The organism is Gordonia sp. NB41Y, from assembly GCF_030718915.1.
Lineage (GTDB): Bacteria > Actinomycetota > Actinomycetes > Mycobacteriales > Mycobacteriaceae > Gordonia > Gordonia desulfuricans.
On the sequence record NZ_CP132196.1, the window covers coordinates 483822 to 505436 of the forward strand.

Sequence of the window (21615 nt, forward strand, 5' to 3'; positions counted from 1 at the left end):
CCGGCACTAGTCCTTGCGCATGCGCTTGTAGATCTTCTTGCACTTCGGGCACACCGGCGAGCCGGGCTTGGCGGCACGGGTCACCGGGAAGGTCTCGCCGCAGAGGGCGACGACATGGTTGCCCATGACGGCGCTCTCGGCGATCTTGTCCTTCTTGACGTAGTGGAAGAACTTGGGCCGATCGTCGTCGGAGTGGTCGGTCGCGTCGGCGTCCGGCCGCTCGTCGGTCTTGGTGTCGGACCACTCGTCGAGGTCGGGCCGCTCGATGGTTTCGGTAGACATGTCCTCCATTGTGCGTCACCACACCGGGCTCCGACGACCCCGTCGACCCGCCTGTGCTTTACGCCCCCAGAAGTGGGACAGTGGAGATATGGGTGAACAGGATTCTCCGACCGGCCGGTCCACACGGGAACACGGTGGGTCCGACGCCTTCCTGATCACCGGCGCTCCCCAACCCTACGACGAGCAGCACCGCGCACGGGTTCGGAAGTACCTGATCCTGATGGCGTTCCGGGTGCCCGCCCTGATCATCGCCGGCATCGTCTACAGCTCCACCGGTTCGGGACTGCTCGCGCTGGCGATCATCGCCGCGTCGATCCCCCTGCCGTGGATCGCGGTGCTCATCGCCAACGACCGCCCGCCCCGCAAACGCGGTGAGCACCCCAACTACATGCACGGACCGGAGCACGATGTGCTGGGCCCGGCATCGCTCGGCGCGACGTTCCGGGTGATCGACACGAACGCCACCTACTCCGACGGCACCACTCCCGGCGGCTCCGCCGACACCGACTCGACCCGTGCCGACTCCACCGCTGCCGACTCCACCCGGGCCGACTCCACCCGGGCCGACTCCACCGGCACCGGCACGTCCGGATCGGTCCCGACGGGTTCGCCCACCGCCGGCGACCGGACCCGCGATCCCCGCACCGTCGACTCACACACGGTCGACTCCCACCCGGTCGACTCCCACACGGTCGACTCGCACACCGCGGAGGGCTCCGGCGGCGCCTGATCGCCCGGGTTCCACCCAGGGGATCATCTCAGGAACTTCTCAGACGATCTTCTCCGGCCGAGCGGGATATCCGCAGGCCACAGGCATTCATCCCGGTTCCCGTACCGGGGAACCCCCGGGAACTTTCCCACCCTGCCCCGCGTTGGACGAAGTGAACGCACTCAAGTCAGGAGGCCGAATGTCACGCTCCACCGTTACTCGCTCCACTTCCTCGTCCACCACCATCACCGACGAGGCCACAACTTCGGCCCGCCCCGCCATGACCGAGCAGGATCTGGACGCCCAGTCCCCTGCCGCCGATCTCGTCCGCGTCTACCTCAACGGCATCGGCCGCACCGCGCTGCTCAATGCCGAGCAAGAGGTCGAACTCGCCAAGCAGATCGAGGCCGGGCTCTACGCCAAGCATGTGCTGGCGAACCGCAAGCGCCTCTCGGCGGTCAAGAAGCGCGACCTGGCGGTGGTCATCCGTGAGGGTGAGGCCGCTCGGGCGCATCTGCTCGAGGCCAACCTCCGGCTGGTGGTGTCCCTCGCGAAGCGCTACACCGGTCGCGGGATGCCGCTGCTCGATCTGATCCAGGAGGGCAACCTGGGCCTGATCCGCGCGATGGAGAAGTTCGACTACGCCAAGGGCTTCAAGTTCTCGACGTACGCCACCTGGTGGATTCGTCAGGCCATCACCCGCGGCATGGCAGACCAGAGCCGCACCATCCGGCTGCCCGTCCATCTGGTCGAGCAGGTGAACAAGATCGCCCGGATCAAGCGCGAGCTGCACCAGCAGCTCGGCCGGGAGGCCACCGACGACGAGCTGGCCGCCGAGACCGGCATTCCGGCGGAGAAGATCGCCGACCTGCTCGATCACAGCCGCGATCCGGTGAGCCTCGACATGCCGGTCGGCAGTGACGAGGAGGCCCCGCTGGGTGACTTCATCGAGGACGCCGAGGCCACCTCCGCCGAGAACGCGGTGATCGCCGGGCTGCTGCACTCCGACGTGCGGGCGGTGCTGGCCACCCTCGACGAGCGGGAGCAGCAGGTGATCCGGATGCGCTACGGCCTCGACGACGGACAGCCGCGCACCCTCGACCAGATCGGCCGCCTGTTCGGCCTGTCCCGTGAGCGGGTCCGCCAGATCGAGCGCGAGGTGATGGGCAAGCTGCGTCAGGGAGATCGCGCCGAGCGTCTCCGCGCCTACGCCAGCTGACCCGCCGGTCCCCTTCGACCCACTGACCTGACCCCGTCGGCGTTCCCACGTCGGCGGGGTCAGTGCTGTCGGGGTGCAGTTTCTCCGTTGCGGTGACCTCGAAGAACCCCAGGACGCGACACCACCAGCCGCCGATCGAGCCACCTACGCTGATCGAGCCGACGAGGAGCGCAGCGACAAGTCGTGTCGAGATCTCCGCAGGCCGAGCACGACAGGCGACCACCCGATCGACCCCGGCCGCGCCGGGGCCGCACCGGGGGTCAGGCCAGTCGTCGTGGTCCGGTGTCGGCCTTGTTCGGCACCGGACCGATCCGGATCTGGGCATGGAGCACCGCGGCGGTCTCGGTGGACACCAGGATCGGGTCGAGGTGGACCTCGCGGATCTCGGGGATGTCGTCGACGAGTGCCGAGATGCGTCGCAGCAGGTCGACCAACGCCTCCTTGTCGGCGGGATGCTCGCCTCGGTACCCGTCGAGCAGCGGCGCCGAACGCGGTGCGGTGACGAGGTCGGCGGCGTCCCGGTCCGACAGCGGGATGGCCCGGAACGCACGGTCGCCGAGCAGGTCGAAGGTGCTGCCCGACAACCCGAACGAGATGATCGGACCGAACGACGTGTCGTCACGCATGGTGATGACGGTGCCGATCCCCTTGGGCGCCATCTTCTGCACGTGGAGTACCGGGTCGCCGGTCAGCTCGATGAGTTCGGCGAAGGCACCGACCACCGCGGTCGGGTCGGGCAGGTCCAGACGCGCACCCTCACGGTCGATCCGGCCACGCCACCCGGCCGAGGTGGCCTTGACCGCCACCGGGAACCCGAGTTCGCGGGCGGCCGCCGACGCCTCGTGCAGGGTCCGGACCTCGCGGAAGGGCACGATCTCGATGCCGTACCAGGCCAGCAGCCGGGCCGCCTCGAGATGCCCGAGGACCTTGCCGGGCTCGTCGGTCTCCTCGACGTCCTGCAGGTCGGCCATCTTCTCCCGCACGAACATCCGGGCCGCGGCGGGATCGAGGCCGGCGGGCCGGACCACCGAGGACTCGGGCTGGCCACGCCAGCGCGCGTACGCCCACGAGTGGGCCAGGGCCGCGGCCGCGCGTTCGGGACTCGAATACGACGGGATCGATCCCCGTGCGGGCAGACCGTTGGGGCCGGGCCGCATCAGACCCTGCGGGATGCCCTCGACGGCGAGGAAGGTGGTCACGATCGGCTTGGGGCCGTCGGCGTCGGGGGTGTTGGCCGCCGCCATCAGGGCGCGCGCATGCCAGTCGGCGTCCACGGCGACCGGGGGCACGAAGACCACGATGATCGCGTCGACCTCGGGCGCGGCCATCGCCGCGGCGACCGCGGACTCGAACTCCTCCTCCGATGCACCGGCGCCGAGATCGACGGTGTCGATCACCTCGAGCCCTCGACTGCGGGCGGTGTCGGCGGCGATGCTGCCGATCACCGAGGAGTTCCCGATGATCCGGGTGCGCGGGCCCCGCGGCAACGGCTGGTAGGCGAAGATCGTCGCGCAGTCGAACAGTTCGGGGATGGTGTCGACCTGGATGACGCCGGCCTGCTCGAGCACCATCTGCGCGATCCGGTCGTCGAGCGTGGCCGCCGCCGATCGGGCCGCGCGCGCCGGGGTGAGCGCCCCGCGACCGGACTTCACCGCGACGATCGGCTTGGACCGCGATACCCGCTGGGCGATCCGGGAGAACTTGCGCGGGTTACCGAAGCTCTCCAGGTACAGCAGGATGACATCGGTGGCGGCGTCGGTGTCCCAGTACTGCAGCAGGTCGTTGCCGGAGACGTCGGCGCGGTTGCCTGCGGAGACGAAGGTCGACAGCCCAATCTGACGGCGCGCGGCGGTGTCGAGGATGGCGATCCCGAGGGCGCCGGACTGGCAGAAGAAGCCGACGCGGCCGTCTGCCGGGATGCGCGGTGCCAGGGTCGCGTTGAGGGCGGTCTCGGGGTCGTTGTTGGCGACGCCGAGCGCGTTGGGTCCGACCAGCCGCATGCCGTGGGCACGGACCTGTTCGAGGAGCCGGCGTTCGCTGGCCAGCCCGGCCTCGCTGCTCTCGCCGAAACCGGCGGACACGATCACCAGGGTGCGCACCCCTTTGACCAGGCAGTCGTCGAGGACGGCGTCGACCATCGGCGCGGGCACCGCGACCACGGCCAGATCGACCGGGTCGGGGATGTCGCGGACGGTCTCGTAGGCGCGGATACCGCGCACCGACGGCGGACGTTCACGCGTCTGCCGCCGCGGGTTGCCGTGTACCGCGGCGTGACGGGCCGGTACCTTGGCCGCCGCGGCGTCGTCGGCCTCCTCGGCGGGATGGGCGGGCCCGTTGACCGGGAAGACCGGTCCGGCGAAACCACCGGCGAGGATGTTGGCCAGCAGGGTGTTGCCGACCTTCTTGGGGTCGCGGGAGGCACCGATCACGGCCACCGAGGTGGGCCGCAGCAGGTTGGCGACGCTGCGAGCCTCGGAGGCGCGCTCACGGGCGTTGCGCACCGACAGCAACGCCTCGGTGGGGTCGATCAGGAACTCGACGTGCACGGTGGCACCGTCGAAGGCCCGGGAGATCTGGTATCCGGCGTCGCGGAAGACCGCCACCATGTTGGGGTTCTCGCTGAGCACCTCCGCCTCGAACCGGGTGAACCCGTTCTCGGCGGCCGCACCGGCGAGGTGTTCGAGCAGGATCGGCCCGAGGCCACGGCCCTGGTGGTCGTCGGCGACGACGAAGGCCACCTCCGCCGACTCGGGCTTGCCGTCCATCGACAGGCCCTCGTAGATACCGATCGCGATGATCTCGCCACCGAGCACCGCGACGAGGGCGACCCGCTGGTTGTGGTCGACGGTGGTCATCCGCACCACCTCGCGGGGCGGCAGCGTCGGAGTGGGCCCGAAGTAGCGCATGTAGCGGGTGCGCTCGCTGAGGCCGGCGTGGAACCGCACCACCCGGTCGGCGTCGTCGGGGACGATCGGCCGCAGGTGCACCACACCGCCGTCGGAGGCCAGCACGTCGGCGATCCAGTGCCGCGGGTAGTCCCAGGGACCTCGGGGGGTCGCCGCGTCCGTACCGGCGATCGGGGATGCCTGCTGGTCAGTCACGGGGGTCCTCCGGGTCGAGTCCGTGTAAGGGAAGAACGGCCTTGCGCGTAGCCATGATCGCACGGTCGGTCTGCCGCAGGGCCGACTCGGCGACCCCGTCCGGCGGCTGCTGGCCCGTATCGCCGTCCCAGGCGGGATAATTCACGTCCGCACCCGTGTCCCCCATCACCGTCTCGGGCGGCCGCGCATAGTCCGAATGCACCTGAGTAGAGATCTGTTCTGCTGTGGCACACCATGTTTCGTCGATCTGAGTGGTGACGTCGACATCCTTGTCCAGAACCACACCGATCATGTGTGACCAGGATCGCGGTACGACGTTCACCACGCCGTAACCGCCGCCACCGACGACGATCCACCTTCCCTCACAGTGTTTCTCGGCGAGCTCACGCATCGCGATCATCGCCTCGCGCTGCCCGTCGACGGTCAGCGACAGATCGGTCAGCGGGTCGGCCCGGTGCGAGTCGGCACCGCACTGGCTGATCAGGATCTGCGGCCGGAACGCCGCGATCACCGACGGGACCACCGCATGGAATCCGCGTAGCCACATCCGGTCCGAGGTGTCCGGCATGAACGGCAGGTTGACCGCGGTGCCCTGCGCGTCGCCGTCACCGACCTCGGTGGGCCATCCGGTGCCGGGCCAGAGGGTGGCCGGATGCTGGTGCAGCGAGACCGTCAGCACCCTCGGATCGGCGGCGAACTCCACCTGGACACCGTCGCCGTGGTGGGCGTCGATGTCGATGTAGGCGATGCGGTCGTAGCCCTGCTCGAGCAGCCACCGGATGGCCACCGCGCAGTCGTTGTAGATACAGAACCCGGCGGCGCGTGACTTCATCGCGTGGTGCATGCCGCCGCCGATGTTCACCGCCCGCCGCACCGACCCGGAGTGCACCGCCTGCGCCGCGGCGAGGGTGCCGCCGACGAGCAGCCGGGCCGCCTCGTGCATACCGTCGAACACCGGGTTGTCGCTGTCGCCGAGGCCGAACAGCCGCTCGAGCAGCGGCCCCGACAGCGAGGCCATACCGGACCCGACCGCTCGCACCGCGTCGATGTAGTCGCGCGAGTGCACGACGGTCAGGGCGTCGTCGTCGATCTGCAACGGCGGGGTGAGGTCGACGTCGTCGAGGATGCCCAGACTCTGTGCCAGGGTCATCGTCAGCGCCAGCCGCACCGGGTTCATCGGGTGGGAATGTGCCCACCGGTAGGACAGAAAGTCCTCACTCCAGATCACTGCGGCGTTCATCGAGGACCCTCCTGGCTCAACACCCCCTCAGGCTAGTGGGTGATGAGATCCAGATGCTCAATTCGGCCCCCGAGCGAGGTCCCTCACAGCCGGGGGCCGCTCGCGCGGTGCGCCACTGACACGGTGCGGCCGCCGGATCGTCCGGACCGTCGGATCCGCAGGGTAGCCTTGATGGCGACGAAGGGACTGCGCACAGTGAACGATCTCGTTGACACCACTGAGATGTACCTCCGGACCATCTACGACCTCGAAGAGGAAGGCATCGTGCCACTTCGGGCACGCATCGCCGAGAGGCTGGAGCAGAGCGGACCGACCGTTTCCCAGACGGTCGCCCGAATGGAACGTGACGGACTGCTGCGAGTGGCCGGTGACCGGCACCTCGAGCTCACCGACAAGGGTCGCAACCTGGCGATCGCCGTGATGCGCAAGCACCGGCTGGCCGAGCGGCTGCTCGTCGACATCATCGGGATGCCATGGGATCAGGTCCACGACGAGGCGTGCCGGTGGGAGCACGTCATGAGCGAGAACGTCGAGCGGCGCCTCCTGCAGATCCTCGACAACCCGACGACCTCGCCGTACGGCAACCCGATCCCGGGCCTGGAGGCGCTGGGCGCGGATGCACCGTCGCTGAACGACACCGCCAGCCGCCTCGCGGATCTGCCGCAGGGCGAGCCGGTCGCGGTGATCGTCCGACGCCTGGCCGAGCACGCCCAGTCCGACCGCGAACTGATCGCCGAGCTCCGGGAGGCCGGTGTGGTCCCCAACGCGCGCGTGACCGTCACCGTGTCCCCGCAGCACGTCGAGATCGACACCCCCGGACACGACGGTCTGGTGCTGTCGAGCGAGATGGCGCATTCGCTCTTCGTCGACAAGGTCTGACGCACAGGGCATCCACGACGGACGGTGGCCGGGTGAGCGAGCGATGGTCTCCCCGAACCCGGTCACGCCGTCCGGTCCAGGGTGATCGCGGGTAGTTCCACGCCGAGGGCGGCGGCCGCGGCCCGGCTCTCGGAGATCATCTCCCACAGCATCTGCGGGTGTTCCCCGCTCCGGAGTGCGGAGTCGAGCAACTCCGCCAGCCGTGCGTGCGGGTCGGCCTCTCGCGCGATGTCGATCGTCACCCCGGCATAGCTGCCCTCGCCGGCGATGTAGTACAGGTGGCCGAGCAGCGTCGCCGCCTGCGCCCGGCCGTGTCCGGTCAATCGCCGGGTCAGCATGCGCCACAACCATTCCGCGTCCATCCGCAGGTCGGTGACCGCGCACGCCAACAGGGCATCACGCACGGCCGGTGTGGTGATGGCCAGTTCCAGTTCCGACACCGTCGGGCAGTCCAGGCGGGGTCGGCTGCGCAGGACACCCATCACCGTCGCGAGCAGTGCCCGCCGGTCCCGGGTGATCCGGTCACCCCAGACCGGGTCGAGTTCGGTGATCCCGACGAAGTCGGTGATGTCACCGAACCCCGTGATCGCCGTCTCGGCACGGGATCGCACTCGATACGGTCCGGTCACCGCACAGTCCTCGGATTCGCAGTGCGGCAGCGGTGCGAGCATCTCGGCGATCTCCGAGCGCCGGGCGAGCAGGCGTCGCCCGGTGTCGACCGCATGCCGTACGGCGGTCGGCGCGATGTGCGGGTCGCCCATCGTCCCGGCGATCCGCCGGGCCGGCCACCCGCGCACGTCGCGTCCGGCCTCGCCCACACCGGTCTCCACCCGCGACGGGCCCTCGCCCTGCCAGATCAGCTCCCACGGGGCGTGCTCCTCGAACTCGGTGACGACGAATCCGTGGGCGATACCGCCTGCGGCGGCGAAGAAGCCGTCGGCGGTGGCCAGCACCCGGTGGTAGCGCTCGTCCCGCGGGGAGAAGCGGTTGTCGGCGATCGCCCCGACGATGAACTCCGGGGCCTGGCCGGCGACGATCCGGCCGAGCCGGTCGAGTACGGCGAGCAGATCGTCGTCGGGCCACCCGTCGGACCCCAGCGACAGGTCGTAGCGCATGGTGGCGTGCACCCGGTTCTGCTCCCGCATCGAGATCAGCACCAGTGACGACTCCGGGATGAAGCCGAGCAGGCCCGGGACGGCGGTCAGCAGGCCGGTGGCGGTGGGCCGCGACGATGCCGGCCGTGGGAGGTGATGTGGCTGGTTCATGCGCTCATCGTGCGGTCCCCCGCCGTCGAGGGGGATCGCCGTCGGCGCCGCGCCGACCGGTTGTCCACAGCCACCGGGCCGTGCACAGGCGCCGGCTCAGCCGAAGGCGCGTGTGACCGCCACGGTGAACAGTGAGTCCAGGTCGGATGCCGGGGGTACCTCGGTGCCGGGCCAGCGCTGCTGCGCATACACCCGGACGCTTCCCCGCTGCCCGATCAGGGTCCGACTTTTGACCTGGGTCTCGGCGCCGGCTCCGGGCGCATCGGAGGTCACCTCCCGCACGATCTCGGTGGTCGCGACCCCGGACAGGCCGGGGTCGTACACGTCGGTACCGACGTGCACGACCATCTGCCCGCCCCCGACGGTGTATCGCGCGCACCGCCGCGCCTGGTCGTCCACCGACGACAGATCGTCGTCGGAGTAGGCGACGGCGGCGGTGAACGACTGCGGGCCACCGGCCGGGATGACCTGCAGCACCACCGCCCCGGTGGGATCGAGGGTCGGCGGGGTGCAGTCGGCGGGATCGACCGCGGCCGGGTCACTGCCGGTCAGGCCGCCGAGTGCGAACCCGACGGCCGGTTGCGGGACCCGGGTGGCACCGGGCACCGGGAAGTCGTCGGCGGTCACCGCGAGCGGTGAGAGATCCTCCCGCGCGGGTACCGCCCGACCGTCGACGCCACATGCCGCGACCACCGTCACCGCGAGCGCCGCCACCGCGATCACCCCGGTCCGGCGCATCCTGCGCCCCCGATCCCTGCTCACACCACCAGTCCTCTCTCCGACCGGTAGGTCACCGATCCGGCCCGACACACCGATCCACACCGGCCCCCGAGTCCGCCGGCACACATCTGTTTCCCCCAACCGTGCCACCGGCGTCGCGCCCCGCGTGCCCCGACACACCGGCCGATCCACGGCGAGTCGGGAATCGTGCCCGCCGATGTGACGTTGGACCCTGATGAGCGGGGGATCTTCTTCCTTCGTGACCAATGCACGACCCTGCGACCTGCATGATTGGTCCCGGATGTGGCGGATGCGAGACAATCACCGACATATCCGGCCGCTGACACCGAGGAGCGACGACATGGACGAGCACCCGACCGGGGACAGCTCGTTGTACGAACTGGCATTTCCCGCGCCGCACATGAGCCGAGGCGACTCCGAGACCGGCCCCGTGCTGGTGCATGCCCTCGACGGTTTCGCCGACGCCGGACACGCCGTCGCACTGGCCGCCGCCCATCTGCGCGACACCCTGGAATCGGATCTCGTGGCGACCTTCGACGCCGACGAACTGATGGACTACCGGTCCCGGCGTCCCACCATCTCGTTCAGTGGCGAGACCTTCACCGACATCACCATGCCGCAGCTGACGCTGCACGCCGTCCGTGATGCCGGGGACAAGGTGTTCCTGTTGCTGTCGGGTGCCGAGCCGGATCTGCGGTGGGAGAGGTTCGGTGAGGCCGTCCGCCGGCTGGCCGATCATTTCGGCGTCAGCGACGTGGTGGGCCTCAACGCGATCCCGATGGCCGTCCCGCACACGCGCCCGGCCACCATCACCGCCCACGGCAACGACCCGGAATCGCTCGGGGACCTGCCGCGGTGGGGGTCGGCGATGAAGCTGCCGGCGAGCGCATCGATGCTGCTGGAACTGCGTCTGGGCGAGCACGGCCGACGGACCACCGGGCTGTCGGTGCATGTGCCGCACTATCTCTCGCAGACCGACTACCCGGCCGCGTCGGCGCGACTGCTGACCGCGGTCGGCGACTACACCGGCCTCGATCTCCCGGTGGCCGCACTCGACGTCGCCGCCGAGCGCGTCCGTGAACAGGTCGACTCCGAGGTCAGCGGCAATCCCGAGGTGGAATCGGTGGTCAAGGCGCTCGAGCAGCAGTACGACGCCTTCCAGGAGGCCCAGACCGAACGCGCCTCGCTGTTGGCCACCGAGGGCTCGCTGCCCAGCGGTGACGAGCTCGGCGCCGAACTCGAGCAGTTCCTCGCCGGCCTCAACGGTGACGACCAGACCGACGGTCCCGACGACACCCCGGGTGGTCGGCCATTCCCGATCTGACCGATATCGCCGATCCGCTCGCACCCGTATCCGGGGACGACGACGCCGCGTTCGACCGGTTCACCGAGTGGTGGTCCGGGCGCGGCATCGACTTCTACCCGCACCAGGAGGACGCCCTGCTGGAGCTGATCTCCGGCAACAACGTCATCCTGGCCACCCCGACCGGCTCCGGAAAGTCGCTGGTGGCCTCCGGGGCGATCTACTTCGCCCGCTGTCACGGGCGGCGCGCGTACTACACCGCCCCGATCAAGGCGCTGGTCAGCGAGAAGTTCTTCGACCTGTGCGATCAGTTCGGCGCCGACTCGGTGGGCCTGCTCACCGGTGACGCCGCGGTCAACGCCGACGCCCCGATCATCTGCGCGACCGCCGAGATCGTCGCCAACCTCGCCTTGCGCGACGGCCCCGACAGCGACATCGGGGTGCTGATCGCCGACGAGTTCCACTTCTACGGTGAACGCGACCGCGGCTGGGCGTGGCAGGTACCGCTGATCGAACTGCCCGACACCCAGTTCCTGCTGATGTCGGCCACACTCGGCGACGTCTCGTTCTTCGTCGACGACCTGACCCGCCGCACCGGACGGCCGACCCGCGAGATCGCCGGCGCCCAGCGCCCGGTCCCGCTGGAGTACGCCTACGCGCTGACCCCGATCCACGAGACCATCGAGGACCTCATCGACCGGGGCCGGGCACCGATCTACGTCGTGCACTTCACCCAGGCGGCCGCCGTCGAGCGGGCCCAGGCGCTGCTGTCGGCGCGGATCTGCGACAAGGCCGAGAAGGCCGCGATCGCCGAGGCCATCGGCGACTTCCGGTTCAGCACCGGCTTCGGTTCCACCCTGTCGAAGCTGTTGCGCGCCGGGATCGGTGTCCACCACGCCGGGATGCTGCCGCGGTATCGCCGCCTCGTCGAACGCCTCGCCCAACGCGGGCTGCTGAAGGTGGTGGCCGGCACCGACACCCTCGGGGTGGGGATCAACGTGCCCATCCGCACGGTGCTGTTCGCCGGGCTCAGCAAGTACGACGGCACCCGGGTGCGCCGTCTGCGGGCCCGTGAGTTCCACCAGATCGCCGGTCGGGCCGGCCGGGCCGGCTTCGACACCATCGGCTACGTCGTCGCCCAGGCCCCCGAGCACGATGTGGAGAACGCACGCGCGGTCGCCAAGGCGGGCGACGACCCGAAGAAGCTGCGCAAGCTGGTCCGCAAGAAACCCCCGGAAGGATTCGTCTCGTGGGGCGAGAAGACGTTCTACGCACTCACCGAGGCCCCCGACGAACCGCTGCGCTCGCATTTCCAGATGACCACCGCGATGCTGCTGGAGGTGCTCGGCCGCCCCGGTGACTGCTTCGTCGCGATCCGGCATCTGCTCGAGGACAACCACGAGCCGCGGGACCGGCAGCTGCGTCACATCAAGCACACCATCGCGGTCTATCGCGATCTGCGCAACGCCGGGATCGTGGTGCGCCTCGACGAGCCCGACGAGGACGGCCGCCAGGTCGCGTTGTCGGTGGACATGCCGGAGAACTTCGCGCTGACCAACCCGTTGTCGGCGTTCGCGCTGGCGGCGTTCGAACTGCTGGACCCGGCGTCGTCGACCTACGCCCTCGACGTGGTGTCGGTGCTGGAGTCGACCCTCGAGGACCCGCGGCCGGTGCTGCTCGCCCAACGCAAGGTGGCCCGCGATGCGGCGATCGCCGAGATGAAGGCCGACGGGGTCGAGTACGAGGAGCGGATGGCGCGACTGGAGGAGATCTCGTGGCCGCGCCCGCTGGCCGAGGAGATCGAGTACGCCTTCGGCGTCTACCGCCGTGGGCATCCGTGGGTGTCGTCGTTCCCGCCGAAGCCCAAGTCGGTGCTGCGCGAGATGCTGGAGAAGGCGATGACCTTCACCGAACTGATCTCCGCCTACGGACTGGCGCGCAGCGAGGGCATCGTGCTGCGCTACCTCACCGACTGCTATCGCGTACTGCGGCAAGGACTTCCGTTGGCCGTGGCGACCGACGAGATCGAGGACATCACCGACCGGGTCGGCCAGATGGTGCGTGAGGTGGACTCGAGCCTGCTCGACGAGTGGGAAGAACTCGCGAACGCCGGTGACCGATGAGGTGTGCAACACCGGTCGGACGCCGGATGCGGTCGGCCCACCCCGGACCGTCGCGGCTGCCCGTGCGCCGGCCCCTGCCGGTGATCGGCTGGTTCGAGCGGGGTCCGGCGTCGGCCGGCGGATGGCCGGCCGTCGAGGATCCGTCGGCCGCGGCCCTGCCGAAGCCCGGCGACGCCGCGGCCGGTCTCGTCGCCGATCCCGCGGTGGTGATCGTGACCGCGGCCGACGACACGTCCGGCGAACTGCGCCAGACACCGCTGATGCGGATCGAGCACGACGGTGTGTACGCGGTGGTCGCGGTGCGCGAGGACACGCCACGCGAGGACACCCCGCACGAGGCGGGCTGGTACCGGGTCCTGCTCGCCGAGCCGCGCGTACAGGTGCGCGACGGCGACCACGTCGGCGAGTACCTCGCACGTGAGGTGTCCGGTGCCGAGCGAGAGTTGTGGTGCGAGCGTGCGGTGGCGGCGTGGCCGGCCTTCGCCGACCACCTGGCCGCCGCCGATCACCTCTTCCCGGTCTTCGTCCTCGAACCGGTCTGAGCGGCCACCGGCACGATCGCCCCGCCCCGGTCCACGAGGTCGGTGATCACCGCAGCCAGCCGCCGGTAGGGTTCCTCACGGCCCGACGACGCCCGGAAGACCAGCCCGATCCGTCGCCCCGGTCGTGGCCGGGTGAACGTGGCGGTGGCCAGTTCCCCACTGGCGGTTTCGGATTCGACGGCGGTCGCCGGGATCAGGGTGACCCCCAGACCGCCTTCCACACACTGCACCGCGGTGGCCAGCGAGGCCGCACGGGTCTGCCCGAGATCCGGCGACACCCCGGCCAGACGGCACACCTCGAGCGCCTGATCACGTAGGCAGTGCCCCTCGTCGAGCAACAGCAGCGGGAGGTCGGCGAGCGTCGTGGGGTCCACGCGGCGACGCCCCTCGAGCGGATGCCCGGACGGCAGTGCGAGTACGAAATCCTCGTCGTACATGGGGATCTCGGCGATCCCGGCGGTCTCGGCAGGTAGTGCGAGGACGGCCACGTCGAGGCTGCCGTCACGCAGTGCGGCGAGCAGCCGTGCGGTCTGGTCCTCCACCACCTGCAGCCGGATGTCGGGCAGGGCGGTGGCGATCCCGCGCAACACCGTGGGCAGGATGTAGGGCGCCACGGTGGGGATCAGTCCCAGTCGGATCGGCCCGGTGAGCGGGTCGTCGGCCCCGGCCGCCGCGGCCAGGAAGTCGTCGGCGGCATCGGTGATGGCGATCGCCTTGCCGAGCAACGACCGCCCCTCCGGAGTCAAGAAGACACGCCGGGTCGTGCGTTCGATGAGTTTGAGCCCGAGGCCCGCCTCGAGTCCCGCCAGGGACTGCGACAGTGAGGGTTGACTCACCCCGAGTTCTTCTGCTGCAGAACCGAAATGGTGAGTGCGAGCAAGGGCGACAAAGGCGCGTAGTCCGGCCAGGCCGGGCTGATAACTTTTATCAGTCATGCCTATCAGTATAGTGCCAATCATCACGTTTAACTTTTACCGATCTGGGCGCACAATAGAAGAGTCATCGAAACGACACGTCGTCGTAGTTGTACGACCGTGCCGAAAAACCACCACGAAGGAGCGAGAGCACACCATGGCTTTGCTGACGATCGGCGACCAGTTCCCCGCCTACAACCTCACCGCGGTGATCGGTGGTGACCTGTCCAAGGTCAACGCCCAGCAGCCCGACGACTACTTCACCACCGTCACCAGCGACGACTACGCCGGCAAGTGGCGGATCGTGTTCTTCTGGCCGAAGGACTTCACCTTCGTCTGCCCCACCGAGATCGCCGCGTTCGGCAAGCTGAACGACGAGTTCGCCGATCGTGACACCCAGGTGCTCGGCGCCTCGGTCGACAACGAGTTCGTCCACTTCCAGTGGCGCGCACAGCACGAGGATCTCAAGACCCTCCCCTTCCCGATGCTGAGCGACCTCAAGCGCGAGCTGGTCGAGGCCACCGGTGTGCTCAACGCCGACGGTGTCGCCGACCGCGCGACCTTCATCATCGACCCGAACAACGAGATCCAGTTCGTGTCGGTCACCGCCGGCTCGGTGGGTCGCAACGTCGACGAGGTGCTGCGCGTGCTCGACGCCCTGCAGTCCGACGAGCTGTGCGCGTGCAACTGGCGCAAGGGCGACCCGACCATCGACGCCGGCGAACTGCTGAACGCCAGCGTCTGAGAGGAACATTCATGAGCATCGACAACCTCAAGGAAGCCCTTCCCGAGTACGCGAAGGACCTCAAGCTCAACCTCGGCTCGATCAGCCGCACCACCGTGCTGAACGAAGAGCAGCTGTGGGGCACCCTGCTGGCCACCGCCGCCGCCACCCGCAACGCCAAGGTGCTCTCGGAGATCTCCGACGAGGCCGCCGACAACCTGTCGGCCGAGGCCTACAACGCCGCACTGGGCGCCGCGTCGATCATGGGTATGAACAACGTGTTCTACCGTGGCCGCGGCTTCCTCGACGGCAAGTACGACGACCTGCGTCCGGGCCTGCGGATGAACATCATCGGCAACCCCGGCGTCGACAAGGCCGCCTTCGAGCTGTGGTCGTTCGCGGTCTCCTCGATCAACGGCTGTGGACACTGCGTCGCCGCACACGAGAACACCCTGCGCGAGGCGGGCGTCGACCGTGAGGCGATCCTCGAGGCCCTCAAGGTCGCCTCGATCGTCGCCGGCGTCGGCCAGGCCATCTCCACCACCGAGGTGCTGGCCGGAGCCTGATCCCCCGCCACACCGCACAGCACCGCGCCCGGTACCCGGAGAACCCGGACACCGGGCGCGGTGCTTTTCTGCCGTTACCGCCCGGCTCGGGTCACGACCTCGCGACCGGACCCGACTCAGGACAGGGCGGCGCGCATCCGGTCGGCGAGCTCGCCGGTCTCCTCGGTGGTCATCACGAACGCGGGCGAGATCTGCAGTGCCCCCTGGCCTGCCGCGCGTCCGCTGACGCCGTGCCGGCGCAGGGCCAGGACCATCTCCGGTCCCCGTGACGGATCGGCCAGCTGCACCGCGCTCACCGCGCCCAGACCGGTGCGCACCTCGGCCACCGAGTCCAGATCGGCCAGCGGTGCCAGCGCCGCCGCCAGATCCGACTCCAGGCGACTCGCCTCGGCGAGCAACCCCTCCCGTTCGATGATGTCGAGATTGGCCATCGCCGCCGCGGCCGCACCCGCGTGGCCGCCGTAGGTGTAGCCATGGCGCCACCACACCCCACCGCCGAAGAACGGCTCGGCGATGTGCGGGGCGATGAACACCGCACCCATCGGCACGTACCCCGACGTCAGCCCCTTGGCCGTGGTCATCAGATCCGGCTGCAGATCGAAACGGGTCGACGCGAACCAGCTGTCCCCACCGATCCGGCCGAATCCGGTGACCACCTCGTCGACGACGAACAGCACGTCGTGATCGCGGCAGATCTGACGGACCTCGGCGAGATATCCGGCCGGGGGCAGATAGACCCCGCCGGCACCGATGATCGGCTCACAGAAGAAGGCCGCGACGCGGTCGGCACCGACCCGCTCGATCAGCCCGAGCAGACTCTTGGCGTCGTCCCAGTCGACGGTCTGGGTGTCGTGCATGAGTTCGCCGTAGCCCTCGTGGTTGACCGGGATCCCGGCGAGGGATGTCCCGGCCACGTGCATGCCGTGATAGGCCTTGGTGCGCCCCACGAGCAGCGTTTTCTCGGGGCGCCCGCGCTCCACCCAGTAGCGGCGGGCGAGCTTGGCGGCGGTGTCCACCGAGTCGCTGCCGCCGGAGGTGAAGAAGATCTTGGAGCCGGGTACCGGCGCGAATCCCGCGAGACGGTCGGCGAGCGCATCGGTCACATCGGCGGTCAGATCACCGAACCCCGAGTAGTGCGCCAGCCGCCCGAGCTGCGTCGCCACCGCGTCGCCGATCTCGTTGCGCCCGTGACCGACGTTGGCGAACCACAGACCCGCGGTCGCATCCAGATACTCATTGCCCTCGACGTCCCAGACGCGGGTGCCCTTGCCGTATGTCAGGACGCACGGTCCCGTCGACGACACCGCACCCATATCCGCGAACCCATGCCACAGCGAACCAGCCATGGCTCCATCATGCCGGGGCCCGCCGGGCGACGCGGGGCCGGGACCACCCGGTCCCATATCCTGGACACCATCATGGGATCAGCAGGAACCGAACCGGATCGCGGGGTCCCGAATCACCAGGACCCCGCACCGCATACCCGACGCACACCGTTCGACCGGCGGGGTCTTCGCGACCGCATCGGCACCGTGACCCTCGCCGACGAACACACCCTGCGTCGGCGGCTGGACAAGCTCGGCCGCTCCCCCGCCGCCGACAAGATCGCCGGTCTCGAACGCGCGGTGACCGCCGCGGAGAAGCGGATCGCCGCCCGCCGCGCCGCGGTGCCGGTCCTGGAGTTCCCGCCGGAGCTGCCCGTCTCCGACGCCCGCGAGGAGATCGCCGCGGCCATCGCCGCCCACCAGGTCGTCGTGATCGCCGGCGAGACCGGGTCGGGCAAGACCACCCAGCTGCCCAAGATCTGCCTCGAACTCGGGCGCGGCGTGCGCGGCGCGATCGGCCACACGCAGCCGCGTCGGATCGCGGCCAGTTCGGTGGCCCGCCGGATCGCCGAGGAGACCCACACCGACATCGGTGACGCGATCGGCTACTCCGTCCGGTTCAGCGACCGCTCCGGCGCCGACACCCTGGTCAAGGTGATGACCGACGGCATCCTGCTGCGCGAGATCGCCTCGGATCCGATGCTGCGCCACTACGACACGCTCATCATCGACGAGGCGCACGAGCGCAGCCTGAACATCGACTTCATCCTCGGCTATCTGCACCGGCTGCTGCCGCGGCGTCCCGACCTCAAGGTGATCATCACCTCGGCGACCATCGAACCCGACCGGTTCGCACGGCATTTCACCACCGCGACCACCCAGGTCCCGGTGCTCGAGGTGTCCGGCCGGACCTACCCGGTGGAGGTCCGGTACCGCCCGCTGTCGTTGCGCGACGGCGCCGACTCGGGCAGCGAAGAGGGCGGTGGCGAGCACGCCGACCTCGACCTGTTCCAGGGCATCGACGCCGCGATCGGCGAGCTGTGGGGAGCCCACGGACGCGGCGACATCCTGGTGTTCCTGCCCACCGAGCGTGACATCCGCGAGGCGGCGGCCACGTTGTCGCGCCGTGTCGCCGCCGGGGCCGAGGTGGTGCCGCTGTACGCGCGCCTGTCCATCGCCGACCAGCACAAGGTCTTCGCACCGTCGGATGGCCGTCGGATCGTGTTGTCCACCAACGTCGCCGAGACCTCGCTGACGGTGCCGGGCATCCGGTACGTGATCGACTCGGGCACCGCCCGCATCTCCCGCTACGCCACCCGCACCAAGGTGCTGCGCCTGCCGGTGGAACCGGTGTCGCAGGCCAGTGCGCGTCAGCGTGCCGGCCGCTGCGGCCGTGTCGCCCCCGGCGTCTGCATCCGGCTGTACTCCGAGACCGACTTCGATTCCCGGCCCGCGTTCACCGACCCGGAGATCCTGCGCGCCAACCTCGCATCGGTGATCCTGCAGATGGCATCGCTGCGGCTCGGCGACGTCGCGGAATTCCCCTTCGTCCAGCCGCCGGACGCACGCTCGGTGCGCGACGGCATGGCGGTGCTCACCGAACTCGGCGCGATCGTCCCGGCCGGGAAGACCCCGGGAGACGACAAGGGCACGGGAGACGGCAAGGGCCCGGAGGACGGCAAGAGATCGGGAGACGACCGGAGCACCCGGGACGGCACGGACACCGGCGAGGAGTCGCGGGGTCCTCGGCTGACCAAGGTGGGCCGTTCGATGGCCCGCATCCCGGTGGACCCGCGGATCGCCCGCATGCTGGTCGGCGCCCACGAGGAAGGCTGCCTCGACCACGTGCTGGTGATCGCGGCGGCACTGTCGATCCCGGATGTGCGGGAACGGCCGGCCGAACACCGGGAGGCCGCCGACGCCTCGCACCGCCGGTTCGTGGTGCCCGGCTCGGACTTCCTCGGCTACCTGGCACTGTGGCGCCACCTGACCGAGCAGCGCAAACAGTTGTCGGGCAATCAGTTCCGTCGCACCTGCGAGCGCGAGTTCCTGCACTATCTGCGTATCCGGGAATGGCAGGACCTGCACCGGCAGTTGCGTGGCATCGTCGACGATCTCGGGTGGGGGATCCCCGAGACCGAGCAGAATCCCGATGCCATCCACCGGGCGATCCTGGCCGGTCTGCTCGGCAACATCGCCGCCCGCAACACCGAGGGCCGCGAGTTCACCGGCGCCCGCAACACCACACTGCTGATCTTCCCCGGCTCCCCGCTGTCGAAGAAGCCGCCGGCGTTCATGATGGCCGCCGAGATCATCGAGACCTCACGGCTGTTCGCGCACACCGTGGCCTCGATCGATCCGCTGTGGGCCGAGCGCCTGGCCGGCGATCTGGTCAAACGCACCTACAGCGAGCCGCACTGGTCGAACAAGCGCGGCGCGGCGATGGCCTACGAGCGGGTGACCCTCTACGGCGTGCCACTGGTCGCCAAACGGCGCGTCGACTACGGGCCCGTCGACCCGGTGACCGCACGCGACCTCTTCCTGCGCCATGCGCTCGTCGAGGGTGACTGGCACACCGATCACGCCTTCTTCCAACGGAATCGAGCACTCCTCGAGGAGGCCGCCGACGTCGAGCACCGCGCACGGCGACGCGACGTCGTGATCTCCGAGGACCAGCTGTTCGAATTCTACGATCAGCGGGTGCCGGCCGAGGTGACCTCGGCCCGGCATTTCGACTCGTGGTGGAAGACCGCCCGCCGGGCCACCCCGGAGCTGCTCGACCTCACCCCCGAGGACGTGGCGGCCGACATCGCCGTCGCCGACACCGACTACCCCGGCATCTGGGCACAGGGCGACACCCGGCTGGAGCTGCGTTACCGGTTCGAGCCGGGCGCCGCCGACGACGGTGTCACGGTGGTCATCCCGGCTCCGCTGCTGCCCCACATCCGCAATGCCGGCTTCGACTGGCTGGTTCCGGGGATGCGCGAGGAGCTGGCCACCGAGCTGGTCAAGACTCTGCCCAAGCAGCTGCGCAAGACGATGGCACCGGCGCAGCGCTTCGCGTCATTGGCCCTCTCCCGCCTCAAGCCGCGCTCGGAGCCCCTGACGCGCGGTCTGGCCCGTGAGCTCGCCGAGATCACCCGGCACCGGGTCCGGCCCGAGGACTTCGACACCGACCGCATCCCGGCGCACCTGCGGATGCATTTCGCCCTCGCCGACCCGGCCGGGAAGATCACCGCGCGGGCCGACTCGCTGGCCGAATTGAGCGGTGCCACAGCGTCTCCGGCCGCCACCTCGTCGACCGCCCGGCACACGCGGTGGACCGCCGACGGGATCGGCACACTCGCCGCCAGTGAGACCGTCCGTGTCGCCGGACAGCAACTGACCCGCTATCCGACGCTGCGGGTCGTCGGCGATCCGGGCAGTCCCGACGGGGTGGAGGTCACCACGGCGGCATCGTCCGACGAGGCGGCACGCCTGCATCTGCCCGCGGTGATCGTCCTGCTCGACGCCGCGATCGCGCCGCTGAGCGCCAAGGCGTCGTCGGGGCTCGATCCGGCAGGCCGACTCGCGTTGAGCCAGAACCCCTATCGTGAATCGGCGCAGCTGTTCGCCGACTGCACCCGACGGGCCATCCGCGATCTCGTGCCGGCGGATGCGGCTCTCGCGGTGCGCGACCCGGCGGCATTCGAGAAACTCGTGTCGGGCTTGCGGTCGCAGGTGATCGCGGCCGCCCCGGACTATCTGCGGCTGGCCGTCGATGCGCTTCGGGAGGTGGCGCCACTGCGTCGCGAGATGGACACCCACTCCGGGCAGGTCCCGGCCGACGATGTCGCCGAACAGCTGGAGAACCTGATCTTCGACGGATTCGTGCTGGCCACGCCGCGCACCCATCTCGAGGATCTGCCCCGATATCTGGCCGCGGCACGGTCGCGACTGGAGCAGTTGCCCGGATCCGCGACGCGCGATCACGACGCGATGGCCAGCGTCGACCGGGTGATCGCACGATGGAATCAGCGCCTCGACCAGGTCCCCGCACCCCGCCGCGACCGGGTCAACGAACAGGCCCACTGGATGGTCGAGGAACTACGGGTGGGGTTGTTCGCCCAGCGGCTGGGCACGCGATATCCGGTGTCGGAGAAGCGCGCGCTACGAACCCTTGACCGTCTCGGCTGAGACGGCCCCGTTGACGCCGACGGCCTCCCCGTGCCGGGAGTGCTCGTCGCGCAGGTCGTCGATCTCGCGCTGGAAGTCCTCCAGCGAGTCGAACGACCGGTAGACCGACGCGAAGCGCAGGTAGGCGACCTCGTCGAGGTCGCGCAGGGGTTTGAGGATGGCCAGACCGACCTCGTTGCTGGGGATCTCGGCGGCACCGGAGGCGCGGACCGCCTCCTCGACCTGCTGGGCGAGCTGGGCGAGATCGTCCTCGTCGACGTGGCGTCCCTGGCAGGCCCGGCGCACACCGCGCATGACCTTCTCCCGGCTGAACGGTTCGGTGACGCCATTGCGTTTCACCACGGCGAGCACGGCGGTCTCCACGGTGGAGAAGCGGCGACCACAGGAACTGCACGACCTCCGTCTACGGATCGCCTGCCCCTCGTCGGCGACACGCGAGTCGATGACCTTGGTGTCTTCGTTTCTGCAGAACGGGCAGCGCATACAAAGACAATACCGTCCCACCG

At 69.6% G+C, this 21615-nt stretch carries 16 protein-coding genes and 1 pseudogene; 9 read left to right on the plus strand and 8 right to left on the minus strand.

The features are described from left to right. Nucleotides 1-6: 6 nt before the first annotated feature. Complete coding sequence (locus Q9K23_RS02015; RefSeq protein ID WP_053776532.1) at nucleotides 7-282, minus strand: DUF3039 domain-containing protein; 276 nt, start codon at nucleotides 280-282, stop codon at nucleotides 7-9. A gap of 88 nt (nucleotides 283-370) precedes the next feature. Between Q9K23_RS02015 and Q9K23_RS02020 the strand changes: the two are divergent. Continuing rightward, a pseudogene (locus Q9K23_RS02020) lies at nucleotides 371-730 on the plus strand (DUF3099 domain-containing protein); the annotation flags it as partial. Nucleotides 731-1190: 460 nt separating this feature from the next. After that, on the plus strand, nucleotides 1191-2210 hold the full coding sequence (locus Q9K23_RS02025; protein WP_020793826.1) for a sigma-70 family RNA polymerase sigma factor: 1020 nt from the start codon (nucleotides 1191-1193) through the stop codon (nucleotides 2208-2210). A 260-nt stretch (nucleotides 2211-2470) separates the two neighbouring features. Here Q9K23_RS02025 and Q9K23_RS02030 read toward each other — a convergent pair whose 3' ends face one another. After that, nucleotides 2471-5311, minus strand: a complete 2841-nt coding sequence (locus Q9K23_RS02030; protein ID WP_305950373.1) for a bifunctional GNAT family N-acetyltransferase/acetate--CoA ligase family protein — start codon at nucleotides 5309-5311, stop codon at nucleotides 2471-2473. Next, nucleotides 5304-6551: an acetoin utilization protein AcuC gene (locus Q9K23_RS02035; protein ID WP_053776436.1), complete on the minus strand. Its 1248-nt coding sequence runs from the start codon at nucleotides 6549-6551 to the stop codon at nucleotides 5304-5306. Before Q9K23_RS02035 ends, Q9K23_RS02030 begins: the two co-directional genes overlap by 8 nt. A 195-nt stretch (nucleotides 6552-6746) precedes the next feature. On the opposite strand from Q9K23_RS02035, the gene Q9K23_RS02040 reads away from it, so the two are divergent. Then, nucleotides 6747-7430 carry a metal-dependent transcriptional regulator gene (locus Q9K23_RS02040; RefSeq protein WP_053776531.1) on the plus strand — a complete coding sequence of 228 codons (684 nt, stop codon included), beginning with the start codon at nucleotides 6747-6749 and terminating at the stop codon, nucleotides 7428-7430. 62 nt (nucleotides 7431-7492) lie between these two features. On the opposite strand, the gene Q9K23_RS02045 is transcribed toward Q9K23_RS02040, so the two are convergent. Together Q9K23_RS02045 and Q9K23_RS02050 are read right to left on the minus strand one after the other, a co-directional pair. Next, nucleotides 7493-8695 carry a DUF4192 domain-containing protein gene (locus Q9K23_RS02045; RefSeq protein ID WP_053776435.1) on the minus strand — a complete coding sequence of 401 codons (1203 nt, stop codon included), beginning with the start codon at nucleotides 8693-8695 and terminating at the stop codon, nucleotides 7493-7495. A 96-nt stretch (nucleotides 8696-8791) separates the two neighbouring features. After that, entirely contained in the window at nucleotides 8792-9457 is a 666-nt protein-coding gene (locus Q9K23_RS02050; protein ID WP_157079394.1) for a hypothetical protein, read from the minus strand. Between the two features lie 319 nt (nucleotides 9458-9776). Here Q9K23_RS02050 and Q9K23_RS02055 point away from each other — a divergent pair, with 319 nt between their 5' ends. Genes Q9K23_RS02055 through Q9K23_RS02065 form a run of 3 tightly spaced genes read left to right on the plus strand, consistent with a single transcriptional unit; the run spans nucleotide 9777 to nucleotide 13404 of the window. Beyond that, the gene (locus Q9K23_RS02055) at nucleotides 9777-10760 is read left to right on the plus strand and encodes a PAC2 family protein (protein WP_053776433.1); all 984 of its coding nucleotides are present in this window, start codon (nucleotides 9777-9779) and stop codon (nucleotides 10758-10760) included. After that, nucleotides 10757-12862 carry a DUF3516 domain-containing protein gene (locus Q9K23_RS02060; RefSeq protein WP_053776432.1) on the plus strand — a complete coding sequence of 702 codons (2106 nt, stop codon included), beginning with the start codon at nucleotides 10757-10759 and terminating at the stop codon, nucleotides 12860-12862. Before Q9K23_RS02055 ends, Q9K23_RS02060 begins: the two co-directional genes overlap by 4 nt. Before the next feature lie 26 nt (nucleotides 12863-12888). Then, entirely contained in the window at nucleotides 12889-13404 is a 516-nt protein-coding gene (locus Q9K23_RS02065) for a nitroreductase/quinone reductase family protein (RefSeq protein WP_053776431.1), read from the plus strand. On the opposite strand, the gene Q9K23_RS02070 is transcribed toward Q9K23_RS02065, so the two are convergent. Then, nucleotides 13368-14339: a hydrogen peroxide-inducible genes activator gene (locus Q9K23_RS02070; RefSeq protein WP_053776430.1), complete on the minus strand. Its 972-nt coding sequence runs from the start codon at nucleotides 14337-14339 to the stop codon at nucleotides 13368-13370. The genes Q9K23_RS02065 and Q9K23_RS02070 overlap by 37 nt on opposite strands. Nucleotides 14340-14475: 136 nt before the next feature. On the opposite strand from Q9K23_RS02070, the gene Q9K23_RS02075 reads away from it, so the two are divergent. Together Q9K23_RS02075 and Q9K23_RS02080 are read left to right on the plus strand one after the other, a co-directional pair. Then, entirely contained in the window at nucleotides 14476-15063 is a 588-nt protein-coding gene (locus Q9K23_RS02075) for a peroxiredoxin (protein ID WP_053776429.1), read from the plus strand. An 11-nt stretch (nucleotides 15064-15074) separates the two neighbouring features. Beyond that, nucleotides 15075-15608 carry an alkyl hydroperoxide reductase gene (locus Q9K23_RS02080; RefSeq protein WP_020793778.1) on the plus strand — a complete coding sequence of 178 codons (534 nt, stop codon included), beginning with the start codon at nucleotides 15075-15077 and terminating at the stop codon, nucleotides 15606-15608. Between the two features lie 116 nt (nucleotides 15609-15724). Here the strand turns inward: Q9K23_RS02080 and Q9K23_RS02085 are convergent, their stop codons facing one another. Continuing rightward, the gene (locus Q9K23_RS02085) at nucleotides 15725-16954 is read right to left on the minus strand and encodes an aminotransferase class III-fold pyridoxal phosphate-dependent enzyme (RefSeq protein WP_053776428.1); all 1230 of its coding nucleotides are present in this window, start codon (nucleotides 16952-16954) and stop codon (nucleotides 15725-15727) included. 72 nt (nucleotides 16955-17026) lie between these two features. Between Q9K23_RS02085 and hrpA the strand changes: the two genes are divergently transcribed. After that, the gene (gene hrpA / locus Q9K23_RS02090) at nucleotides 17027-21109 is read left to right on the plus strand and encodes an ATP-dependent RNA helicase HrpA (protein ID WP_305950374.1); all 4083 of its coding nucleotides are present in this window, start codon (nucleotides 17027-17029) and stop codon (nucleotides 21107-21109) included. Here hrpA and nrdR read toward each other — a convergent pair. After that, the gene (gene nrdR, locus Q9K23_RS02095) at nucleotides 21083-21592 is read right to left on the minus strand and encodes a transcriptional regulator NrdR (protein ID WP_020793743.1); all 510 of its coding nucleotides are present in this window, start codon (nucleotides 21590-21592) and stop codon (nucleotides 21083-21085) included. The two genes, hrpA and nrdR, sit on opposite strands and share 27 nt — an antisense overlap. Nucleotides 21593-21615 lie beyond the last annotated feature (23 nt).